Annotated in this window: 16 protein-coding genes; 12 read left to right on the top strand and 4 right to left on the bottom strand. The window is 45.3% G+C overall.

What is annotated here, in order from left to right:
- Nucleotides 1–124: 124 nt before the first annotated feature.
- On the top strand, nucleotides 125–1246 hold the full coding sequence (locus ITG12_RS12960; RefSeq protein ID WP_104029705.1) for an alanine--glyoxylate aminotransferase family protein: 1122 nt from the start codon (nucleotides 125–127) through the stop codon (nucleotides 1244–1246).
- 56 nt (nucleotides 1247–1302) lie between these two features.
- On the opposite strand, the gene ITG12_RS12965 is transcribed toward ITG12_RS12960, so the two are convergent.
- From ITG12_RS12965 to ITG12_RS12980, 4 genes are all read right to left on the bottom strand, one after another.
- A complete protein-coding gene (locus ITG12_RS12965; protein ID WP_248873124.1) occupies nucleotides 1303–3087 on the bottom strand; it encodes a PglL family O-oligosaccharyltransferase in 1785 nt (594 codons plus the stop codon).
- Nucleotides 3088–3154: 67 nt separating this feature from the next.
- Nucleotides 3155–5977: an excinuclease ABC subunit UvrA gene (gene uvrA, locus ITG12_RS12970; RefSeq protein WP_248873125.1), complete on the bottom strand. Its 2823-nt coding sequence runs from the start codon at nucleotides 5975–5977 to the stop codon at nucleotides 3155–3157.
- Between the two features lie 137 nt (nucleotides 5978–6114).
- The gene (gene galU, locus ITG12_RS12975; protein ID WP_038864585.1) at nucleotides 6115–6987 is read right to left on the bottom strand and encodes a UTP--glucose-1-phosphate uridylyltransferase GalU; all 873 of its coding nucleotides are present in this window, start codon (nucleotides 6985–6987) and stop codon (nucleotides 6115–6117) included.
- 161 nt (nucleotides 6988–7148) lie between these two features.
- Nucleotides 7149–7793 (bottom strand): LuxR C-terminal-related transcriptional regulator, encoded by a 645-nt coding sequence (locus ITG12_RS12980; RefSeq protein ID WP_038864583.1) that lies wholly within the window; start codon nucleotides 7791–7793, stop codon nucleotides 7149–7151.
- A 280-nt stretch (nucleotides 7794–8073) separates the two neighbouring features.
- On the opposite strand from ITG12_RS12980, the gene ITG12_RS12985 reads away from it, so the two are divergent.
- The 11 genes from ITG12_RS12985 (at nucleotide 8074) to ITG12_RS13035 (ending at nucleotide 21181) form a co-directional block, all read left to right on the top strand.
- Entirely contained in the window at nucleotides 8074–8616 is a 543-nt protein-coding gene (locus ITG12_RS12985) for a single-stranded DNA-binding protein (RefSeq protein ID WP_038864580.1), read from the top strand.
- Nucleotides 8617–8728: 112 nt separating this feature from the next.
- Nucleotides 8729–9932 (top strand): IS3 family transposase gene (locus tag ITG12_RS12990; RefSeq protein ID WP_248873087.1). Its coding sequence is split into 2 segments (ribosomal slippage): nucleotides 8729–9111 and nucleotides 9110–9932, totalling 1206 coding nucleotides; the frame shifts between segments, so codons are not numbered across the junction.
- Nucleotides 9933–10158: 226 nt separating this feature from the next.
- Nucleotides 10159–12168, top strand: a complete 2010-nt coding sequence (gene csrD, locus ITG12_RS12995; protein WP_248873126.1) for an RNase E specificity factor CsrD — start codon at nucleotides 10159–10161, stop codon at nucleotides 12166–12168.
- 11 nt (nucleotides 12169–12179) lie between these two features.
- A complete protein-coding gene (locus ITG12_RS13000; protein WP_104029708.1) occupies nucleotides 12180–13628 on the top strand; it encodes an MSHA biogenesis protein MshI in 1449 nt (482 codons plus the stop codon).
- The gene (gene gspM, locus ITG12_RS13005) at nucleotides 13625–14275 is read left to right on the top strand and encodes a type II secretion system protein GspM (RefSeq protein ID WP_038864576.1); all 651 of its coding nucleotides are present in this window, start codon (nucleotides 13625–13627) and stop codon (nucleotides 14273–14275) included. The genes ITG12_RS13000 and gspM overlap by 4 nt, the downstream gene beginning before the upstream one ends.
- Nucleotides 14268–14600 (top strand): hypothetical protein, encoded by a 333-nt coding sequence (locus ITG12_RS13010; RefSeq protein ID WP_038864575.1) that lies wholly within the window; start codon nucleotides 14268–14270, stop codon nucleotides 14598–14600. The genes gspM and ITG12_RS13010 overlap by 8 nt, the downstream gene beginning before the upstream one ends.
- A gap of 20 nt (nucleotides 14601–14620) precedes the next feature.
- The gene (gene mshL, locus ITG12_RS13015; protein WP_038879737.1) at nucleotides 14621–16255 is read left to right on the top strand and encodes a pilus (MSHA type) biogenesis protein MshL; all 1635 of its coding nucleotides are present in this window, start codon (nucleotides 14621–14623) and stop codon (nucleotides 16253–16255) included.
- Nucleotides 16256–16300: 45 nt separating this feature from the next.
- Nucleotides 16301–17140, top strand: a complete 840-nt coding sequence (locus tag ITG12_RS13020; protein ID WP_248873127.1) for an AAA family ATPase — start codon at nucleotides 16301–16303, stop codon at nucleotides 17138–17140.
- Nucleotides 17131–18228 (top strand): tetratricopeptide repeat protein, encoded by a 1098-nt coding sequence (locus ITG12_RS13025; protein WP_248873128.1) that lies wholly within the window; start codon nucleotides 17131–17133, stop codon nucleotides 18226–18228. Before ITG12_RS13020 ends, ITG12_RS13025 begins: the two co-directional genes overlap by 10 nt.
- On the top strand, nucleotides 18225–19949 hold the full coding sequence (locus tag ITG12_RS13030; protein WP_039975676.1) for a GspE/PulE family protein: 1725 nt from the start codon (nucleotides 18225–18227) through the stop codon (nucleotides 19947–19949). The genes ITG12_RS13025 and ITG12_RS13030 overlap by 4 nt, the downstream gene beginning before the upstream one ends.
- Nucleotides 19950–19957: 8 nt before the next feature.
- Nucleotides 19958–21181, top strand: coding sequence for a type II secretion system F family protein (locus tag ITG12_RS13035; RefSeq protein WP_038879730.1), 1224 nt, complete (start codon nucleotides 19958–19960; stop codon nucleotides 21179–21181).
- Nucleotide 21182: the final 1 nt, after the last annotated feature.

Raw genomic sequence — 21182 nt, forward strand, 5'->3', positions numbered from 1 at the left:
ATACTTAGGGCTAATTGCCGATAGAGAAAAAATCTATTAGGGTGAAAAGTTCGATACCTGAGCCAACCTTTTAAATAGAATTTTTATAACGCTCAGGATGAATGACTGCAATCAAGGAGCTGACATGCCGATCCAAAGCTTTATTCCCCCGCATCGTATTCTGATGGGACCTGGTCCATCTGATATTTCACCTCAAGTTTTGCAAGCCTTGAGCCGCCCAACGGTTGGCCATCTAGACCCGCTTTTTATTGCGATGATGGATGAGCTAAAACAACTGCTCAAATACGCCTTCCAAACTGAGAACGAATTCACCATCGCCGTTTCTGCTCCGGGCAGTGCGGGCATGGAAACGTGTTTCGTCAACCTGATTGAAAAGGGTGACAAAGTTATCGTCTGTCGCAATGGTGTTTTCGGTGAGCGCATGCGTGAAAACGTAATCCGTGCTGGTGGTGAAGCCGTTGTTGTGGATGATGAGTGGGGCACGCCAGTATCGGTTAATAAAGTTGCAGAAGCGTTAAAGCAGAACCCTGATGCGAAGATCCTTGCTTTTGTTCATGCAGAAACATCGACAGGGGCAGTAAGTGATGCTCAAACGCTGAGTAAGCTAGCCAAACAATACGGTTTATTATCGATTGTGGATGCGGTGACATCACTCGGTGGTGTGCCTCTTAAGGTTGATGAGTGGCAGTTGGATGCTGTGTACTCAGGAAGTCAGAAGTGTTTGTCGTGTGTACCGGGGTTATCACCTGTGACGCTTTCTCCTGCTGCCATAGAGAAGATTCAAGCCAGAAAGACACCGGTTCAAAGCTGGTTCTTGGATCAAAGCTTAGTATTAGGTTACTGGAGTGGAGAGGGCAAACGCAGCTATCACCATACAGCACCAGTGAACAGCTTATATGCACTTCATGAGGCACTACTTATTCTGAAGAACGAAGGCTTAGAAAATGCGTGGGCACGCCATCAATTGATGCATGAGAAGCTAAAAGCAGGATTACAGAAGTTGGGTTTTGAATTTGTGGTAGAAGAAGAGTACCGCTTACCACAACTTAACGCGATTTATGTTCCAGAGGGCATTGATGAAGCTAAAGTGCGTCATCATCTCCTTGAAACCTACAACCTTGAGATTGGTGCGGGCTTGGGAGCGCTTGCCGGCAAAGCATGGCGAATTGGTTTGATGGGCTATGGTGCTCGACCTGAAAATGTTGCTTTGTGTTTGCGTGCTTTAGAAGAATCGCTGACTGAGTAAAATGATTCGACAACGAGATAAAGAAAAGCGAAGGTCATCCCTTCGCTTTTTTATGTTTATTGATCAGCACCAGAAGTTGGCGTTGGTGAAGCTGATACGGCTTGAGAAGGCGGTTGATAATTGACGCCACTGAAATCAACCTTAGGAAACAAGAATTGTGCCTCTGCACGGATTTGTTCTGCCTTGCTCGTATCATCCAGTCCTTGATATGCAAGGATTAGGTTGTTGTAGAACGCTGGACGGGGCTTATCTTTAATTATCTCCAAAGACCAATCAATGTAAGGCTGAATCAAGCTTGGATCTTGCTTGTACAATCCAATATTCAAGAAAGTACTGTATACATCCCAGTCGAAACGATCTTTCCAAACTACAGGGTTTGTCACCTGATTCAGGATGTCCGGATTGGTTGGGCGCGTGGTCTCAAACTTAGTTAATACGTAGTTGGTATGCAGAGCACTCACCATATAAAAGCTGAATACGACTGGAATTACTAAGCTGCAAACACGAAGTAAACTCTTAGTCACTCGGCTAAAAGGTGCCTGACGGTAGCGAGAGACTCGCTGGTCAACCCAGTACAGTAGGATTATGAAGATGATCCAATGCACCAGCGAGTGGTAAAACGGATACTCTAGCTGTGAATGGAGGATGATAGGGATGAAGAGGGCGAGTAAGGCTAGACGTGTCCCTCGTTTGGCCTGATAGATTCGGTGTAGCACTAACGCCATCGCGAGGAAAATCCCCAAGATTGGTAACAACCCGCCTTCTACAGACCAATATAAGAGTTCATTATGTGGGTGATCCATCGATGGTAAACCCGCAGGGTAACTCTCATTTAGAGCGTGTTGGCGAGCCGTATAGAGCATGTATTCCGATTCAAATTTACCATAACCGTAACCAGTAAATGGTTTTTCAATCACCATATCGAGCGTTTGTGGGAAGGTGTAAGCTCTCGGAGATTCCATGTTCACTTTTTCACTGGCTAATCCGCTACCATCAGGAAAAGCGATCTGCATGATCACAATAGATAAAGCCAAACCTGTTGCCATTGCAACTACCCAACGTACGAACCTAGCTTTAGTTGCGAAGCGGTACATGTACGGAATGACTAATAGGATCGCGATGATAGAAGCAAGCCACCCTGTTCGAGATGCCAATGCGACAATCAGCGGCAGGGTAAGTACTGGCACAGCATAAAGCAGATAGATATCGCTAAGCTTACGCGAATATTTATAAGGTTGACGGACAAGCAGATAACTTGCGATCACTAAGCCTGTCGCAAGAAAACTCGCCATGACATTGGGCTGTTGGAATATACCATAAGGACGATTAGCAACAGTGTCGTACCCAAATACGTTACCTGGCTTGAGGTAAAGGTATTGAGTGAGGCCAAATAGAGCCTCTATCACAGCCGCAAGAACGATAAACCACAGTAAACGTTGGCGATGTTTGTTACTGAAATGGAATTGCTGCAACACAATAAAAAACAGCATGCCGCACCACAGGCCAATTAATTTATTCGCTGCCAGTGCGCTATCCGCATTTGGATAAAAGATAGGCAATGTCATGATGATGCAGCTAATCAACAGACCAATCGTTAATTTGGAATAGCGTAATACACGGTTGGTCGCAAGTTGGTAGCAGCCGATCCCGAGCGCAAAGCTGAACGCCATCCACGTGGTTGCGTTAAAAGACAATGCGAGCCCTGAACCGCCCGGATTTGGCATAAAAAAGTGCATCGCCAGCAAAAAGAGTGCTGCTAGCGTGATGAGGAACTTGCGATTAAGAGGAACTTGCACTTTACCTGGAGAAAGCTTGGTTCCACTGACGTGTATAGTAGCCATAGTTATTGTGTTGTTTTGAATGAAAAAAGACCAGCAATGGCTGGTCTTTGTACTTTACCTGTTTTTTCTACTTCAACATAGGCTTAAGGAAGCGAGCTGTGTGTGAACCTTCGATCTGAGACACATCTTCTGGTGTTCCTTGTGCAATTATCTCACCACCACCTTGGCCGCCTTCTGGTCCTAAGTCGATAATCCAGTCTGCTGTCTTAATGACATCAAGGTTATGTTCAATAACTACGACTGTATTTCCGTGGTCACGCAGGCGGTGTAAAACGGTCAGCAATTGTTGAATGTCGTGGAAGTGCAGGCCCGTTGTTGGCTCATCCAGAATGTACAAGGTCTTACCTGTGTCACGCTTAGAGAGTTCTCGTGCTAGTTTCACACGTTGTGCTTCACCACCAGAGAGCGTGGTTGCTGCCTGACCTAAGCGAATGTAAGACAAACCTACATCCATTAGCGTTTGCAGTTTACGAGCAATGGCTGGGACAGGGTCGAAGAAGGTACGTGCATCTTCTACAGTCATTTCCAGTACTTCATCAATGGTCTTGCCTTTGTAACGCACTTCAAGTGTTTCACGGTTGTAGCGCTTACCCTTACATACGTCACAAGGAACGTAGACGTCGGGTAGGAAGTGCATTTCTACTTTGATTACACCATCACCCTGACATGCTTCACAGCGACCGCCACGCACGTTAAAGCTAAAACGGCCCGGCTTGTAGCCACGAGAGCGCGATTCTTGTGTGCCTGCAAACAACTCACGAATCGGGGTAAAAATACCCGTGTAAGTCGCTGGGTTTGAACGTGGCGTTCGACCTATTGGGCTCTGGTCGATGTCGATAACTTTATCGAAATGCTCCAAACCTTTGACCGATTTATAAGGTGAAGGGTGCGCCGTTGTTGCACCGTTCAATTGAGTATGAGCAATCTTAAAGAAGGTATCGTTGATCAGAGTCGACTTACCTGAGCCTGATACGCCCGTAATACAGCTAAACAAACCAACTGGAATCGAAAGGTCGACATTCTTAAGGTTATTACCAGTAGCGCCCAGTAACTCAACCGTTTTCTTTGGATCTCGTGGTGTGCGCTTGGTTGGGATCGCAATCTCTTTTGCGCCACTTAAGTACTGACCCGTTAGTGAGTTCGGGTTAGCGATGATGTCTTCCATCGTACCTTCCGCGACCACGTTACCGCCGTGCACTCCTGCGCCGGGACCAATATCGATTACGTGGTCAGCACAACGAATAGCATCTTCATCGTGTTCAACAACTAATACCGTATTGCCTAAATCTCGTAGATGGGTCAAGGTCTTCAATAGGCGTTCATTATCGCGCTGGTGGAGGCCTATTGATGGCTCATCCAGAACGTACATTACCCCCACTAAACCAGCACCAATTTGGCTCGCTAGACGAATACGTTGCGCCTCACCACCTGAGAGGGTTTCTGCACTGCGTGACAAGTTTAGATAGTTCAAACCAACGTTAACCAAGAACTGCAGACGGTCATTGATTTCTTTCATCACTTTTTCAGCGATTTGAGCGCGTTGACCTTCTAGCTTCAGTGTATGGAAGAAATCCAATGCATCCGCAATGCTGAGTTCAACGATCTCTGGCAATGTTGTATCGGCAATAAAAACATTGCGAGCTTCAAGGCGTAAACGAGTGCCACCACAGCTTGAGCAAGATTTGGTTGAGATGTATTTTGCAAGCTCTTCGCGTACTGAGTTTGATTCGGTATCGCGGTAACGACGCTCAAGGGTGTTTAGGATTCCTTCGAATGGATGGCGTTTAACGCGGATATCACCACGATCGTTAATGTACTTGAACTCAACCTCGGTACGCCCAGAACCTTTAAGAATAATGTCTTGGGTCTTCTTCGGTAAGGAGTTAAACGGAACGTGAAGGTCAAAGCCATAATGATCCGCCAAGGCTGTTAGCATTTGGAAGTAGTAGTAATTTTTCTGATCCCAACCTCGAATTGCCCCTTGCGCTAAGCTGAGCGAGTCATCTTGAATCACTCGACTAGGATCGAAATATTGCTGTACACCTAAACCATCACAAGTGCCACAAGCACCAGCTGGGTTGTTGAATGAGAACAAACGAGGCTCAAGCTCTTGCATACTGTAACCACAAAGTGGGCAGGCAAAGTTTGCTGAGAAAATTACTTCCTCACCGTCGCCATCCATTGGCGCAACAACTGCGATACCACCAGAAAGCTCTAATGTAGTTTCGAATGATTCTGCCAAACGTTGCTGCAAATCTGGACGCACTTTAAAGCGATCTACAACCACCTCAATCGTGTGTTTTTTATGTAGCTCTAGTGTCGGAGGATCGGAAAGATCACAGGTTTCACCGTCGATGCGTGCGCGAATAAAACCTTGTGCTGCGAGGTTCTCTAACGTTTTAACATGCTCACCTTTTCGCTCTTTTACGATAGGAGCAAGGAGCATCATTTTACTGCCCTCAGGCAACTCTAAAACCTTATCGACCATTTGGCTGACGGTTTGAGCGGCAAGCGGCGTATGATGAGTCGGACAGCGAGGTTCACCAACACGAGCGTAAAGCAGGCGCAGATAGTCGTAGACTTCCGTAATGGTACCGACGGTTGAGCGAGGGTTATGTGACGTCGATTTTTGCTCGATGGAGATAGCCGGAGATAAGCCTTCGATATGATCGACATCTGGCTTTTCCATAAGAGATAAAAACTGACGAGCGTAAGCGGATAATGACTCAACGTAACGTCTCTGGCCTTCCGCATACAAGGTATCGAAAGCGAGAGAAGATTTACCAGAACCACTTAAACCAGTGATAACAGTCAGTTTATCGCGGGGGATCGTAAGGTTGATGTCTTTGAGGTTATGGGTGCGGGCACCGCGAACTTCTATTTTATCCATCGTTTTTGCTCTATGTATAACCAAGTCACGCAAGTATTACATAGTGTGAGAAATGTGCAAAGGGAATACTGGACAAAAAAACAGTAAGAAAAAGCCCGACGGTTAGTCAGGCTTTATAATCAATAGTTTGGGTATGATTACGCTTCTTTCTTAGTTGCGTGCTTACCTAGCTCTGATTTTTTCTCATCCTTTAGATAAAGGTTTTCGAAGCAGTAGTTCGTTGCTTCGATGTAGCCTTCTACGCTACCACAGTCGAAACGTTGACCTTTGAATTTATACGCCAATACACAGCCTGCTTTTGCTTGTTTAAGCAGTGCGTCAGTAATTTGGATTTCACCGCCTTTGCCTGGTTCAGTATTTTCGATTAGCTCGAAAATATCTGGCGTCAGGATGTAACGACCGATGATCGCTAGGTTACTTGGTGCTGTGCCTTGCTCTGGTTTCTCAACCATGTCGTCTACGCGGTAGATATCATCTTTGATCATCTCACCTGAGATAACGCCGTATTTGTGTGTTTCTTCTTCTGGAACTTCTTGAACCGCAACGATTGAGCAGCGGAACTGTTTGAACAACGCCACCATCTGAGCCAGTACGCCTTCTTGCTCATTCACACAAAGATCGTCCGCAAGTACAACGGCAAATGGTTCGTCACCAATCAGTTCACGACCCGTTAGGATCGCATGGCCAAGGCCTTTCATTTCACGTTGACGAATGTAAGTAAAGTTAGCTGAGTCAATGATTTCACGAATGTCGACTAACAGTTCTTCTTTGTTAGTGCCGCTGATTTGGTGCTCAAGCTCATAGTTTTTATCGAAGTGATCCATGATCGAGTGTTTGCCACGACCTGTTACGATACACATGCCATTCATACCAGCTTGAATCGCTTCTTCAACGCCGTATTCAATTAGCGGCTTGTTCACTACAGGCATCATCTCTTTTGGCATGGACTTTGTCGCCGGAAGGAAGCGCGTACCATAGCCCGCCGCAGGGAACAGACATTTTTTAATCATTGGGGGAATATCCTTTCTCAATTTTTTAATAAAGAATCTGAGCGACACTTTAACATGAGAGCGGCATATGAATCATGAATTAAGTAGGAAAAAATGTGAGACAGGAAGTGCAAAGAAGCATGAGCAACACACCTTTAATTATTTTTGTGCTGCTCTGCTGGTTAAGACATCAAGTTTTGATCAGCCCAAGCGATGGCTTGCACGCGATTTTTAACCGACAGTTTTTTGAAAATCTGATACAAGTGAGACTTGATGGTGAATTCGCTAACAAACAACTCCTCAGCCATTTGATTATTTGATGCACCTGCTTGAAGGCAGCGTAATACTTGCAGTTCACGAATAGTCAAATCGACAGTAGCGGGCGCAGTATGTGTGTTTATGACGTTGCGATAGTAATGTAAAAGTTGGCTGGTTACGTTTCGTGGCAACCAATTTTGGCCGTTTACGATGCCTTTTAGCCCTTCTCCGATTTGCTCAAGTGAGCTCTCTTGGTAGAAGACTCCCTTTAATTGACCAAACGCTAATAGTTCATCTGTGGTTAAACGCTTAGGGACGTTAAATACGACGGTCTCAAAGTTTTTCCATATTAACGGAAGGTTCTTAATCGACTGAACCAAGGATTTGTGCTCACTGAAATCGATCATTAAGATCTTATTACGATGTTTGGGATTGGCTTCCATAAGCGCTTCGGTGGAGATCACTGGAATATCAATGTCAGTGTATTTGACCAAGTCTTCAACTTTTTTCTCTGCATGGTCTTCCATGCTGATCAGAAACAGTTTTCTCGCATAAGCCGATTTTTTCACGCGGTCTTTTCTCCTTGAATTCATAACGCTGAATACGTTGGCATCAAACATAAATCAGAGCCATAGGGTTCAATAAGAAATGCGTTGAGATTCAAAGGTTCACGAAACGATGTCTGCAAAACGAATCAAAAATGCTACGCCTTGGAGTTGAAGTGAGATTTCGATTCCACAACTTTCAATGACAACCCACAATGGGATTAGGCTTTAATCAAAACATCAAAGCGTGTATTCTTATGCGCTAAAATTTTACATATATATCCAGAGTGAAACGGAGCACATCATGGCCAGCCGTGGAATTAACAAAGTTATTTTGGTGGGGAATCTAGGTAACGACCCTGAAATTCGTTACATGCCTAATGGCGGTGCAGTTGCAAACATTACGATTGCGACTTCTGAGTCATGGCGTGATAAAGCGACTGGCGAACAGCGCGAAAAAACAGAGTGGCACCGTGTTGCACTATTCGGCAAGTTGGCGGAAGTAGCAGGTGAGTACCTACGTAAAGGTTCTCAAGTTTACGTTGAAGGCCAACTTCAAACTCGTAAATGGCAAGATCAAAGTGGTCAAGACCGTTACACTACTGAAGTGGTTGTTCAGGGCTTCAACGGTGTAATGCAAATGCTAGGCGGTCGTGCTCAAGGTGGCGCTCCTATGGGTGGTCAACAGCAGCAACAGCAAGGCGGTTGGGGTCAGCCTCAACAACCAGCTCAGCAGCAGTACAACGCTCCACAGCAACAGCAGCAACCTCAACAACAGGCTCCGCAGCAACCACAGCAGCAATACAACGAGCCACCAATGGACTTCGACGACGACATTCCGTTCTAAGTAGAGTCTTCAAGATTGCATTTAAAAGGCCGCGAATTTCGCGGCTTTTTTATTTTCATTGTACCGTCCTAAATAAGGTTGACACATTTCCAACATGAAATTGGAGAATGTCATGAAATCAACGAGTAAACGAACCCAACGAGATTATTCTCTTGCCTTTAAATTGACGGTTGTTGACCAAGTAGAAAAAGGTGAAATGACCTATAAACAAGCTCAAGAGCGATACGGGATACAAGGCCGATCTACTGTCTTAGTTTGGCTTCGTAAGCACGGTCAGCTAAATTGGTCTAAAGGAATAGAGAAACCAAACACAGTAGGTAATGGCATGCCTGATTCTCCTTCTACTCAAACTCCAGAACAACGGATAAAAGAACTCGAGCAACAACTTGAAGAAACTCAACTGAAAGCGGACTTCTTTGAGGCTGTCGTAAAAGTAATGGATAGGGATTTCGGTGTCCGAATCTCAAAGAAGCGCAAAGCCGAGTTATTAAGGAAAAACGGTCAAAAGGCTCACAGTAACTAAAGCTTGCCACTTCATCGGGATTACTCGGCAGGCGTTTTACAAACGCTACGCGCTCGAGCTTCAGCGAACTCAGAAAGAGCAATCTGTCATTGGGTTCGTCAAAGAGCAAAGGATTCAACATCCTCGATTAGGAACTCGAAAGCTCAAGTACTTACTCAGTCAGAATAACATTGATATAGGGCGAGACTGTCTGTTTTCGTTGCTAAAACAGCATCGACTGTTGGTCTTAAATCGTAGGGCTTATCATCGAACAACAAACAGCCATCACCGGTTCCACTGCCATCCAAACCGAATCAAAGAGGGCATGGTTCCAAATAAACCGGAGCAGTTATGGGTCGCTGATATCACTTACTTGGCAACACGAGCGGGAAATACTTATCTCAGCTTAATCACTGACGCCTACTCGAGGAAGATAGTTGGGTATCATCTAGATGATAATATGAAGACGCCAGCCGTTAAAAGTGCATTCCTGAAGGCTTTGAAAGAGCGGCTATATGAGGGCGAGCTTATTCATCACTCTGACCGAGGTATTCAATACTGTTCTGAGGAATATCAGTCACTACACAGAAAATATCACGTGACATGCTCTATGACTGATGGATACGACTGCTATCAAAATGCTCTAGCTGAAAGAGTAAATGGTATTTTAAAGATGGAGTACTTGCTGACTAAGCCGAACGACTTGAATGAAGCTAAGAAAATGGTTGCTGAGTCGGTGAAACTCTATAATGAACAGAGGCCACATACAGCTCTAAAATACAAAACGCCCGATGAAGTTCATCGAGCGTTTTAACTAAAAGTGTCAACCCATATCAGGACGGGTCACATGGTTTGTCTGAAAGGACTGTAATCATTTCGAATTGTAATTCGAAGACCTTCACTCTCAAATATCGAATGATGGTTTGTTTCTTTCCGCCTCAGTCTCTCACATTCACACGAATACGATTGTTTACTGAACGCTTATCAAGTATAAATATTTCAATAAGGTATATGATGAATAGAAAAGGAATTTGGTATTCATGAGGTATACCCCAACTCTTAAGCTAAGCACGCGGCTGGTGGCTTTTGTCACTATGATCGTTATATGCGCAATGTTTATCTTGTTTGTCGGCGGCACCCTCTCTTTTAAACGACTAGGGCAAGAATATCTCACCCATTATTTGGAAGGGATCGTTGAGGTTGTTGATAAAGAGATGGAAGATCCTGATGCCGCATACTCGATGCAGCGCTGGATGCCGAAAATGCTTCAAGCCAGCAACATTGTCGAGATGACCCTCTCGGCGAATGATGCCGTGGTTTACCGCTTTAAAGACACCACCCATAAAATAGACAGCTCAGTGTTGTTTGAGCAAGAGTACCCACTTACTCACAACCAAGATTATGTTATCTATTTTAAGGTTATTCCTCCCTATCTAGGTTACAGCTACTCAATGCAAGCGCTTTGGTCTATCACGCTTGCTGTGGTTCTGATCATCTTCTGTTTAATGCGCGGTGTTGCTTGGCTAAAAGAGCAACTGGCAGGCTCCGAAATGCTTGAAGAACGCGGCAGAATGATTTTGGCTGGCCGCGTTGAACAATATGCAAAGGGAGATGAGCGAGAGTGGCCTTACACGGCGAGTGAAGCGCTCGATGTGTTGATTGAAGAGTTGCAGGATGCGCGTCAAGAACGTAGCCGATTCGATACCTTTATTCGTACTCAAACTTTCCTCGATAAACTTACTGGAACGGCGAACCGAGTGTTGTTTGACAGTAAGTTGGAATCAGCCTTGTTGGAAAGTGGTGCACGCGGTGCAGTACTACTGATTCGAATCCAAGACTGGAAACTTGTAGAAGAAGAGCAGGATAAGCAAACCTGTGATGAGTTTATTGTGGAAGTGGGTAGCTTACTTTCCAATTTAGTTCAGCGTTATCCTGACGTGGTGTTTTCTCGTTACTACAATGCCGATTTTGCACTTTTCTTGCCTCATCAATCCGCAAAAGATGTGGCTAACTTAGCTTCTCAATGCATCCGCCAATTGGAAAAGCTTCACCCGCCATACCCGTTAGAATTGGATAACTGGTGCCATATTGGTATCACGACTTATAAAGAGGGTGAGCGTCACAGCCAAATCATTGATGAGGCTGAGACGGCGTTACGTAGTGCCCAGTTACAGAACAATAACAACTGGAGCCGCTTTAAAAAGTGGAATCATGATGAAGATGCTCGAGGAAGTGTGAGATGGCGTACGTTATTTGATTCAGCACTCACATCTAAAAATGTGATACTCTACGCACAATCTGCCTATCTAATAAGTGATGTGGCGCATAAAAAACCTTTGCACGACGAGTTAACATGTCGGATTCGCGATCCAGAAAATGGAATTGTGAAAGCGTCTCGTTTTATTTCAGCGGTGCGACAAGTCGGTTATGAAGCGCAAATGGACCGCGCAGTTGTTAATAAATTCTTAAAAGACTTTAAACACAACTTCGATCGTAGTCAGACGTATGTTCTTAACCTCAATGTGATTCCTTTTGGGCATCGAGAATATTTCAAATGGTTCCGTGATGAACTCTTACAGTTGTCACGAGAGCAAAGAAAGTGTCTCATTTTTGAGTTTGTAGAAGCACAATTTGTAAGACACTTAGACTTTATGCGACCAGTCGCTAAAATGCTGGCCGGTTTAGAATGCCACCTTATGATTGGGCAAGCGGGGCGTACTATCGTCAGCACGCATTACTTAAAAGAAGTGGACATTCGTTATCTCAAGCTACATCGCAGCTTAGTAACAAAAATCGACCAGAGACATGAGAACCAGTTGTTTGTTCGCAGTATGTTGGGTGCGGCCGCAAACAGTAAAACAAAAATAATAGCAGTGGGAATTGAGAATAAGCACGAGCTGAACACCCTAATTGAATTGGGGGTTCACGGTGGGCAAGGACGTTATTTCTCTTCAGAAGAGCAATACCTTCCTCGCTCTGAATCAATGCAACTTTCTCAATCTGAATCTCAAGTGAAATTGGGAAGAAGAAATCGCTGGCGAAAAAAATAAAGATAATAATCATGGATTTTAAAGCAGTACTCGACAAGCTCAAGCGGTCATCGGTCGGTGGTCGCACTTGCTTTTTGGTTATTCAGCCAGACGCAGTTTATTTATCATCACCCCTTAAAAGCAGTCGACCATCCAAGTTTGAGATCTCAGAATCGAATTGGGAGCGCGCATGTGAGCAAGCGTTAAGCGTTGCTGCAAGCTCTTACGATTCTTTAGCGGTTGTGCTTTCTCACAACTACTATCAGATGTATCAAATTGATAAGCCAGCGATGCCGCGTAATGAGTGGCCTGCTGCACTACCATTTTTGCTAAAAGAGCTGATCTCTGAACGTGCGATCGACATCATTGCCGATGCGGTTGAGTTACCCAACTCAAACAAAGTTCAAGCTTACGTCTTATCACGAAAGATCCTCGATAAGTTGGTATTGTTGGCAAGTCGAGCTCAATTGCCTTTGGAAGCGATCATTCCTGAAGATGACGTTTGGGGGGATACTTCTGGTGAACTTGGCAACTTTTTATTGCTTCAACGCAGTGCTCGAGGACACTTCCGCATCAGTGCGTTTGTCGAGCATACCATCGCATTCCACCGCTCTATTCGTAGTGTCACCCCACCACTAACAGGTGTGCCGTCTAGCGAGTTGCAGATGGACAGTCTATCTCTTGAGTTGCAACGCTCGATTGATTACCTCTCTTCTCAACTTCGCCACGTGCAATTGCATCAGTTGAAAGTATGTTGTGATGATGAAGATGAAAATGAACTGGTTGAGTCGCTTAACTATCGTTTAAGCACGAAGGTTTCTGCATTATTGGCTGAAGATCATGAACCTTCTGGCCATGTCTTAGCCGATACGGCAGCAACGTCTAATACTCGACGCGTTAATCTGTATCCAGATTTCTTAAAACCGAAAAAGAACCTGCTAACGCTAAAAAACGTGGCGATTTCTTGGGGTGTGGCTGCCGCGGTTATTTTCCTTTCTTACGGTTATGTGACTTGGCAAAGTGATGGCGTAGAAGATGAAATCGCCATCGTAAAAAGCAAAGGCAACATCATGAAATCTGAGTTAGATCGTTACCAAGCTCAGTTACGCAAGCATCAACCAGACACCAATAAACTCGCTGCCAAAGCGCGTCTGGAGCGTGAAGTAAAAGCCAAGCGTGATTCACTGAAAGCCGTTGGTAAATATGATGATTCCCAACGCACAGGTTATTCGGGCGTGATGCAATCGCTCGCTAAGCTTGGCAGCAATAATATTTCTTTGTCTGAAATTCGTATTGACCACAACACATTAGATTTAAAAGGTCTGGCAAGAACGCCAAGTTCTGTTCCCAATTGGGTCAGCCAGTTCAAGAATGAGATCAGTTTAATTGGTCGTACCTTTGATGATGTGAAGATTGGTCGTAATGACGACAATATCGTGACTTTTGAATTGAAGACGCGCGGAGGCAAAGAAGAAAAATGAACGAATTCTGGCTTTCTTTAGAAGAGCGCTTTGATGAAATGAGCGCACGCGAAAAAGTTCTGATCGCACTATGTGGATTGGTCACTGTCGTGATGCTGCTGTTTACTTTGGTACTGGAACCAAAGCTCAATGAAGTGGTGAGTAACGACAAACTCTTGAGTAACTTGAAGCAGACTAATCAAAAAACCGAAATTGACATTTTGCGTATTCAGGCTCAATTGAAAAAGGATCCTAACGCAGAGATTGATCAAGCAATTTCCCAATTGCTGACTGAGAGTCAACATCTGTCGATGCAGCTTTCAGAGATCATTGAACATCTTATTACACCTTCACAGATGGCAGCTTTGCTCGAAAGTGTATTAGAGCAGCAAAGCGGAATTCATTTATTGTCGCTTCAGACATTGCCTGCGGAGCCGATAACGGAAGATAAAGAAGCGTCGCAATACTCCGGATACTACGTGCACCCAGTGCGTATGGAGTTAACAGGTGATTACTTTGCCATCGCTAACTACTTGACCAAATTAGAAAGCTTGCCAGCAAGTTACTACTGGCGCAGCTTCAGTTATAAAGTTGAAGCGTATCCAAAAGCGAAGTTGGTGTTGGAAGTGTACACATTAGGTTCTAGAGAGGAGTTTATTGGTGGTTAAGAAACTCATTACCTCACTTGTTCTTGTGGTTGCTGCCGGTTCTAGTTGGGCCAACCAAGATCCAACAGCGCCTCTTGGCTGGCAAAAAACAGCGACAGAATCGCAAGCCAAACCGAAAGCAAAACAGTACCGCTTACCAACGCTCAACAGCATCGTATGTAAGCCGAACACTGAATGTGTCGCTATTTTGAATAACCGTATTGTCGAGCCTGGCGTGAAACTTAACGGATATCGAGTAGCCAGTATCAATAGTGAATTTGTAACTTTAAAGCGTGGTGACCGTCAGTGGAAACTAGAGCTTTTTGGTTTGAACGTAAAAAAATAATAACCAGAGCCTGATCAGATATGCGCAAATTAGTTGTAGGAATAGTGATTGCTTCCTTAATGGGTTGTTCTATGGGTCACCGTGACCCAGTAGAAGTGAAGCAAGCACTGAACGAATCTATCAATGAAGCAAACAGTCGTGCACTTGAAGATATCCCTTCTTCTGTGCAAGCCGATCTTATGCCAAACCTAGACAGCAGTGTTTCTTCTCAGCAAGGCACTCTGAAGCGTTTCCGTATCCAAGCTAATGCAGTTGAAGCGCGCAGCTTCTTTGCTTCCTTAGTGAAAGGAACGGAATACAGTGTCGCTATCCACCCTGCTGTACAAGGCAATATTACGGTTAACCTATCAGACGTGACACTGGACGAAGTGCTTAATGTCGTACAAAACATGTATGGTTATGACGTTGTGAAGTCAGGCAAAGTGATTCAAATTTACCCAGCAGGTATGCGCACGGTTACGATTCCTGTCGATTACCTACAGTTCAAGCGTTCTGGTCGTTCATTAACGAGCATTGTAACTGGGTCGGTGACGTCTGCGGGTACATCAAATTCAGGTGGTGGCTCAGATGATTCTGATTCGTCAGATTCAAACAGCGATAACGGCGACAGCTCGACAACATCGACAGGTGGTACTCGCATTGAAACTATCACAGAAAGTGATTTTTGGCCGATGCTGCAACAAGCGGTCGCGAACCTTATTGGATCTGGCAAAGGCCAGAGTGTTGTTGTTACCCCACAAGCTGGTGTGATAACCGTTCGTGCCTTCCCTGATGAGATTCGCGAAGTTCGTGAGTTCTTGGGTGTCTCTCAAGAACGTATGCAACGTCAGGTTATTCTGGAAGCAAAAATTCTAGAAGTGACATTAAGTGACGGTTACCAACAGGGTATCAATTGGTCAAATATGTCAGCCTCTATTGGTAACTCGGGTAGTGTTGTCGTTGACCGAAACCCAGTAACACTACCTTTAGATGCAATTGGCTCGCTACTCGGTGGACAAACTAACGTTACTTTCTCTGATGGTAACTTTGAAGCGGTAATGAACTTCATGGCCACTCAAGGTGATTTGAACGTGCTTTCTAGCCCGCGCATCACCGCAGCAAACAATCAAAAGTCCGTCATTAAAGTGGGTACCGACGAGTACTTCGTTACCGAGCTGTCAAGTAATGCAGGTAATGGCGAGAACTCCAACGCGGTGCCTGAAGTTGAGCTTACACCTTTCTTCTCTGGTATCTCTCTAGATGTGACTCCGCAAATCGATAATAAAGGCAATGTGTTCCTGCACGTTCATCCTGCAGTTATTGAAGTGGAAGAAGAGATTAAGAACCTCAACCTTGGTGGCGACTTCCAAAACATCCAACTTCCACTAGCGAAAAGCTCGATTCGTGAATCTGATTCTGTAATTCGCGCAAAAGATGGTGATGTGGTTGTTATTGGTGGTTTGATGAAGCAGCAAAACCTAGAGCAAGTATCGAAAGTACCGTTCTTAGGTGATGTACCCGCGCTTGGTAATTTATTCCGCAACATCAACAATGTGACGCAAAAAACAGAGTTGGTTATTTTGCTAAAGCCAACGGTTGTTGGTGTGAACACGTGGCAGAAAGAGCTAGAGCGTTCACGTGATTTATTGCAAGAGTGGTTCCCTGACGCTGAGTAATCAGCGTTAGGAAGTGTCGTTTAAACGTGGTTTTGTGATTCGACTATGTACTTGTCGCATTTTGGATTTCGAGTTCAGCCTTTTTCTCTAACCCCAAACACAGAAATGTTTCTGGGGTTAGTCCCTCATTATGAGGCCATTCAAACTATTATGGCTGCGGTCAAAATGGGAGAAGGGGTTATCAAGGTGACTGGGGAAGTCGGCACAGGTAAAACGATGGTTTGCCGCAAGCTGATTGAGCAAATCGAATCACAAGTGGAATTGGTTTATTTGCCTAATCCAGTATTGAGCGGTGAGCAGCTTCAGTTTGCAGTCGCAAGAGAGCTTGGCATCGAAGATACCGACCCATTAAAAATCGTTTCACTGATTCAAGAGCATCTGATTGAAGTACACGCTTCAGGTAAGAACACTGTTCTTATTGTCGATGAGGCACAAGCGCTTTCAACAGAAGCACTCGAGACTTTACGTTTATTCGGCAACTTAGAAACCGAACAAGATAAGCTGATCCAATTGGTTTTATTTGGTCAGCCTGAATTGGATGAGCGTTTAAAAACGCATAAACTCAGACAGTTTCGTCAACGCATTACGTTCAGTTGCCAACTTCGCCCTCTCTCTATTGAAGAAGGGGTGGCGTACATCAATAACCGTTTAGACAAGGCCGGTAATGGTGCGCATATCTTTTCAATAGAGCAGAAGAAAGCCATTTGGCGTTCGGCGATGGGAATTCCTCGTTTGATTAACCAAATTAGCCATAAAGCCCTGCTTTCGGCGTTTAATGACCGTTGTACGCTTTTGAAAAATCAACACGTTTACGTTGCGATGCACGATACCTTCGATGCACGTAAACCTAAGTTTAAAACTCCAAGATTTTGGGGATGGAGCTAACCTTGAGTGCCATCAATAAAGCATTATCAGAACTTGCTGAAAAAGAATCGCCTTCGGATTTAACCAAGGCCGATATTCCGAGTATCTCACGTAGCAAACCGTGGCTTTGGCTCGTTGGTGGCTTTTCATTGAGCTTAGCCGTCGGCGGATGGGCTGTGTCTCAAGGTCCAGCGCCCGTTGAAAACATGGCGACGACTACCGTGATGTCCGTTAGTCAGGCTAATCGTCCTTCCGCTCAAGTGGTTGAAGTGAGCCACTCACCAACAAGTAAGGTGACGCCTGAGTTAGACAATGTGGTGTATGCGCAAAGAATTGAAAGACCCAAAGTAACGGTACAAGTTCCTGTGGTGAAAGCGGTTCCACAAGTCGACGATTTCGAGCATCGTAAGCAAGTCGTCAGCGCACAAGAGCAGCCTATTTTACTAGCGAGTTTGAGTGGCAGTACGCAACAAACATCAACGGCAGCACAAGACAGTTCAATGCGTATTGAACAAGTGGAATTGACGCATCAACAGTTGGCGGAGAAAGCGCTAGGTCGTGCAGACAAAGCCATGGATGCCAATGACATGAAGACAGCACTGGCTGCTTTCTCCGAAGCATTGCGTTATCAACCAAGTAACGTCGAAGCTCGCCAGAAGCTATCGGCGCTTTACTTTGGTAAAGGGGATACACGCAAAGCTTATGAAATTCTACAAGCTGGCATTCAGCTCGATACAGATAACCAAGGTTTGCGTTTAGCGTTATCCAAGCTTTTAGTCAAAGCAGATCAACCAGAAGCAGCACTCAGCCCATTAGCCTACCTGCCGGATTCACCGACTCGTGATTACCTTGCGATGCGTGCTGCATTGGCTCAAAAGCAAAAGCAAAATGACATTGCGCTCGAAAGCTACCAGTTACTGACGCAGCGTGAACCAGAAAATGCACGCTGGTGGCTAGGCCTCGCGATTCAACAGGAACGCGCTTTAAGCTTTACATTGGCGATTGCTTCTTATCAGCAGGCGCTGGGTAAAGTGGGTATCTCAAATCAATCTCAGGCATTTATTCGTGATCGTCTGAACATCTTAAAACAACTGGAGAATGCGCAATGAGAATTCAGTTGAGAAAACGCCTTGGCGATCTGTTAGTTGAAGAAGGTATTGTTTCTGAAGACCAAGTACAACAAGCGTTAGCGGCGCAGCATAGTACAGGACAGAAGCTTGGTGATGCACTGATTGACCTTGGTTTTATCAGTGAAAAGCAGATGCTTGAGTTTTTATCACAGCAACTGGGTTTACCGCTGATTGATTTAAGTCGTGCGCCTGTCGATGCAGAGGCGGTGCCGATTCTTCCTGAAGTTCATGCTCGACGCTTACGTGCCATGGTCGTCGCTCAAAATGGTGATACGTTGCGTGTTGCGATGAGTGATCCTGCGGATTTGTTTACTCAAGAGTCATTAATGAACTTGTTGGGCGAATACAATCTGGAATTCATCATTGCCCCAGAGCGTCAACTGGTTGAAAGCTTTGACCGTTACTACCGCCGAACCAAAGAAATCGCATCGTTTGCCGAGCAGTTGCAAGCTGAGCACCAGGATGTCGAGGCATTTGATTACGGCATTGATGGAGCAGACAGCGAAGAAGTTACGGTTGTTAAGCTGGTTAATTCGATGTTTGAAGATGCGGTTCAAGTGGGCGCTTCGGATATCCATATTGAACCAGACGACAAAGTCCTACGCTTGCGTCAGCGCGTCGATGGTGTGTTGCATGAAACGTTACTGAACGAAGTCAATATTGCTTCCGCTTTGGTGCTTCGTCTTAAATTGATGGCGCATTTAGATATCTCCGAGAAGCGCTTGCCACAAGACGGTCGCTTTAATATCAAAGTACGTGGTCAGTCGATCGACATTCGTATGTCGACATTGCCGACTCAGTACGGCGAATCGGTGGTAATGCGTCTACTCAACCAATCCTCTGGTTTGCGTAAGCTTGAGGACTCCGGTTTACCCGCAGAGTTGCTTTCGCGTCTTCGTCGCCAACTGTCTCGCCCTCACGGCATGATCTTGGTTACCGGCCCGACGGGTTCTGGTAAAACCACCACGCTTTACGGCGCGTTGAGTGAATTGAACGAGCCGGGTAAAAAGATCATCACCGCAGAAGACCCGGTGGAATACCGATTACCTCGTATTACTCAGGTTCAAATCAACAGTAAAATTGACCTGACTTTCTCTCGCGTGCTGCGAACTTTCCTTCGTCAGGACCCGGATATCATTCTTATTGGTGAGATGCGTGACCAAGAGACGGTCGAAATCGGTTTGCGTGCCGCACTGACAGGTCACTTGGTATTAAGTACCTTGCACACTAACGATGCTGTTGATAGCGCTCTTCGTATGATCGACATGGGGGCGCCTGGTTACTTGGTGGCAAGTGCCGTGCGCGCGGTGGTTGCTCAGCGTCTAGTGCGCCGCGTTTGTTCGGATTGTAAAACGACAGAACAGCTTGATGGTGCTCGCCAACAATGGCTAGCGGGTCGATTCCCGAATCAAGTTGGTGCGACTTTCCATAAAGGTGTCGGTTGCCAAAACTGTAACTTAACGGGCTACCGAGGCCGAATTGGTGTGTTTGAAATGCTCGAGCTTGAACATGAAATGATGGATAAGTTACGTGCAAACGACGCAGTGGGTTTTGCTCAAGTGGCTCGACGTTCAGGCAACTACAAGCCGCTGCTTGCTTCTGCAATGGAACTCGCATTGCAAGGCTCAGTCAGCTTGGATGAAGTGATGGCTCTGGGTGAAGGCGATGCTTCCGGTAAAATCGATCCAATTCTAATGTAGGTAAGTGAATGCCAACTTTTCGTTATCAAGGCCGCACTTTAGACGGCTCATCAACCAGTGGTAAAGTCGAGGCTGTAAATTCAGAATCGGCGGCGGAAGCGTTGATGAACAAGGGTATTATTCCCTTAAACCTGCGTTTAGAGAAAGAAGGGGTAAAGAGCAAAGTCAGTTTATCCAAACTGTTTGTGCCAGCTATTCCGCTTGAAGTCATTATCTTATTTTCTCGTCAGCTCTTTAGTCTGACCAAAGCGGGTGTACCGCTACTGCGTTCTATGCGTGGTTTGCTACAAAACTGCGAAAACAAGCAACTGAAAGAAGCGCTTGAAGATGTGGTTGCCGAGTTAAGCAACGGTCGTGGTTTGTCTTCAGCAATGCAACCTCACACCAAAGTGTTCAGCCCGTTGTTTGTGTCGATGATCAACGTAGGTGAAAACACCGGTCGTCTTGATGAAGCATTGCTGCAATTAGCTAACTATTACGAGCAAGAGCTGGAGACGCGTAAGCGCATCAAAGCTGCAATGCGCTATCCAACCTTTGTGATTGTTTTTATTACCATTGCGATGTTTATTTTGAACATTCTGGTCATCCCTGAATTTGCCTCTATGTTCACTCGTTTCGGTGTGGAACTGCCATTGCCTACACGAGTCTTGATTGCGACGTCTAACTTTTTTGTTAATTACTGGGGCTTGTTGATTGCTGCCATCGTTGGTGCGTTTTTAATCTTCCGCTCTTGGGTTGCAACTGCAGATGGGCGAGAGAAGTTCGATAAACTGCGCTTGAGATTACCCATTGTCGGCGACATTGTGAACCGTGCCCAGCTTTCTCGATTTTCAAGAACCTTCTCGTTGATGCTGAAATCCGGTGTGCCTCTAAACCAATCACTTGCATTGGCTGGTGAAGCGCTTGGCAACAAGTTCTTAGAAAACCGAATTCTTGAGATGAAATCGGCGATTGAAGCGGGTAGTACCATTTCTGTCACGGCAATCAACAGTAAGATTTTTACGCCTCTGGTCATCCAGATGATTGCCGTGGGCGAAGAAACGGGTCGAATTGATGAACTGCTATTGGAAGTTTCGGACTTTTATGACCGTGAAGTAGATTACGACTTAAAAACCCTGACTGCCCGAATAGAACCGTTACTTTTGGTCATTGTTGCGGGCATGGTGATGGTACTGGCATTGGGTATCTTCCTGCCGATGTGGGGGATGCTGGACATCATCAAAGGCGGCTAAC

It is taken from the genome of Vibrio sp. ED002, from assembly GCF_023277445.1.
GTDB classification, from domain to species: Bacteria; Pseudomonadota; Gammaproteobacteria; order Enterobacterales; family Vibrionaceae; genus Vibrio; species Vibrio jasicida.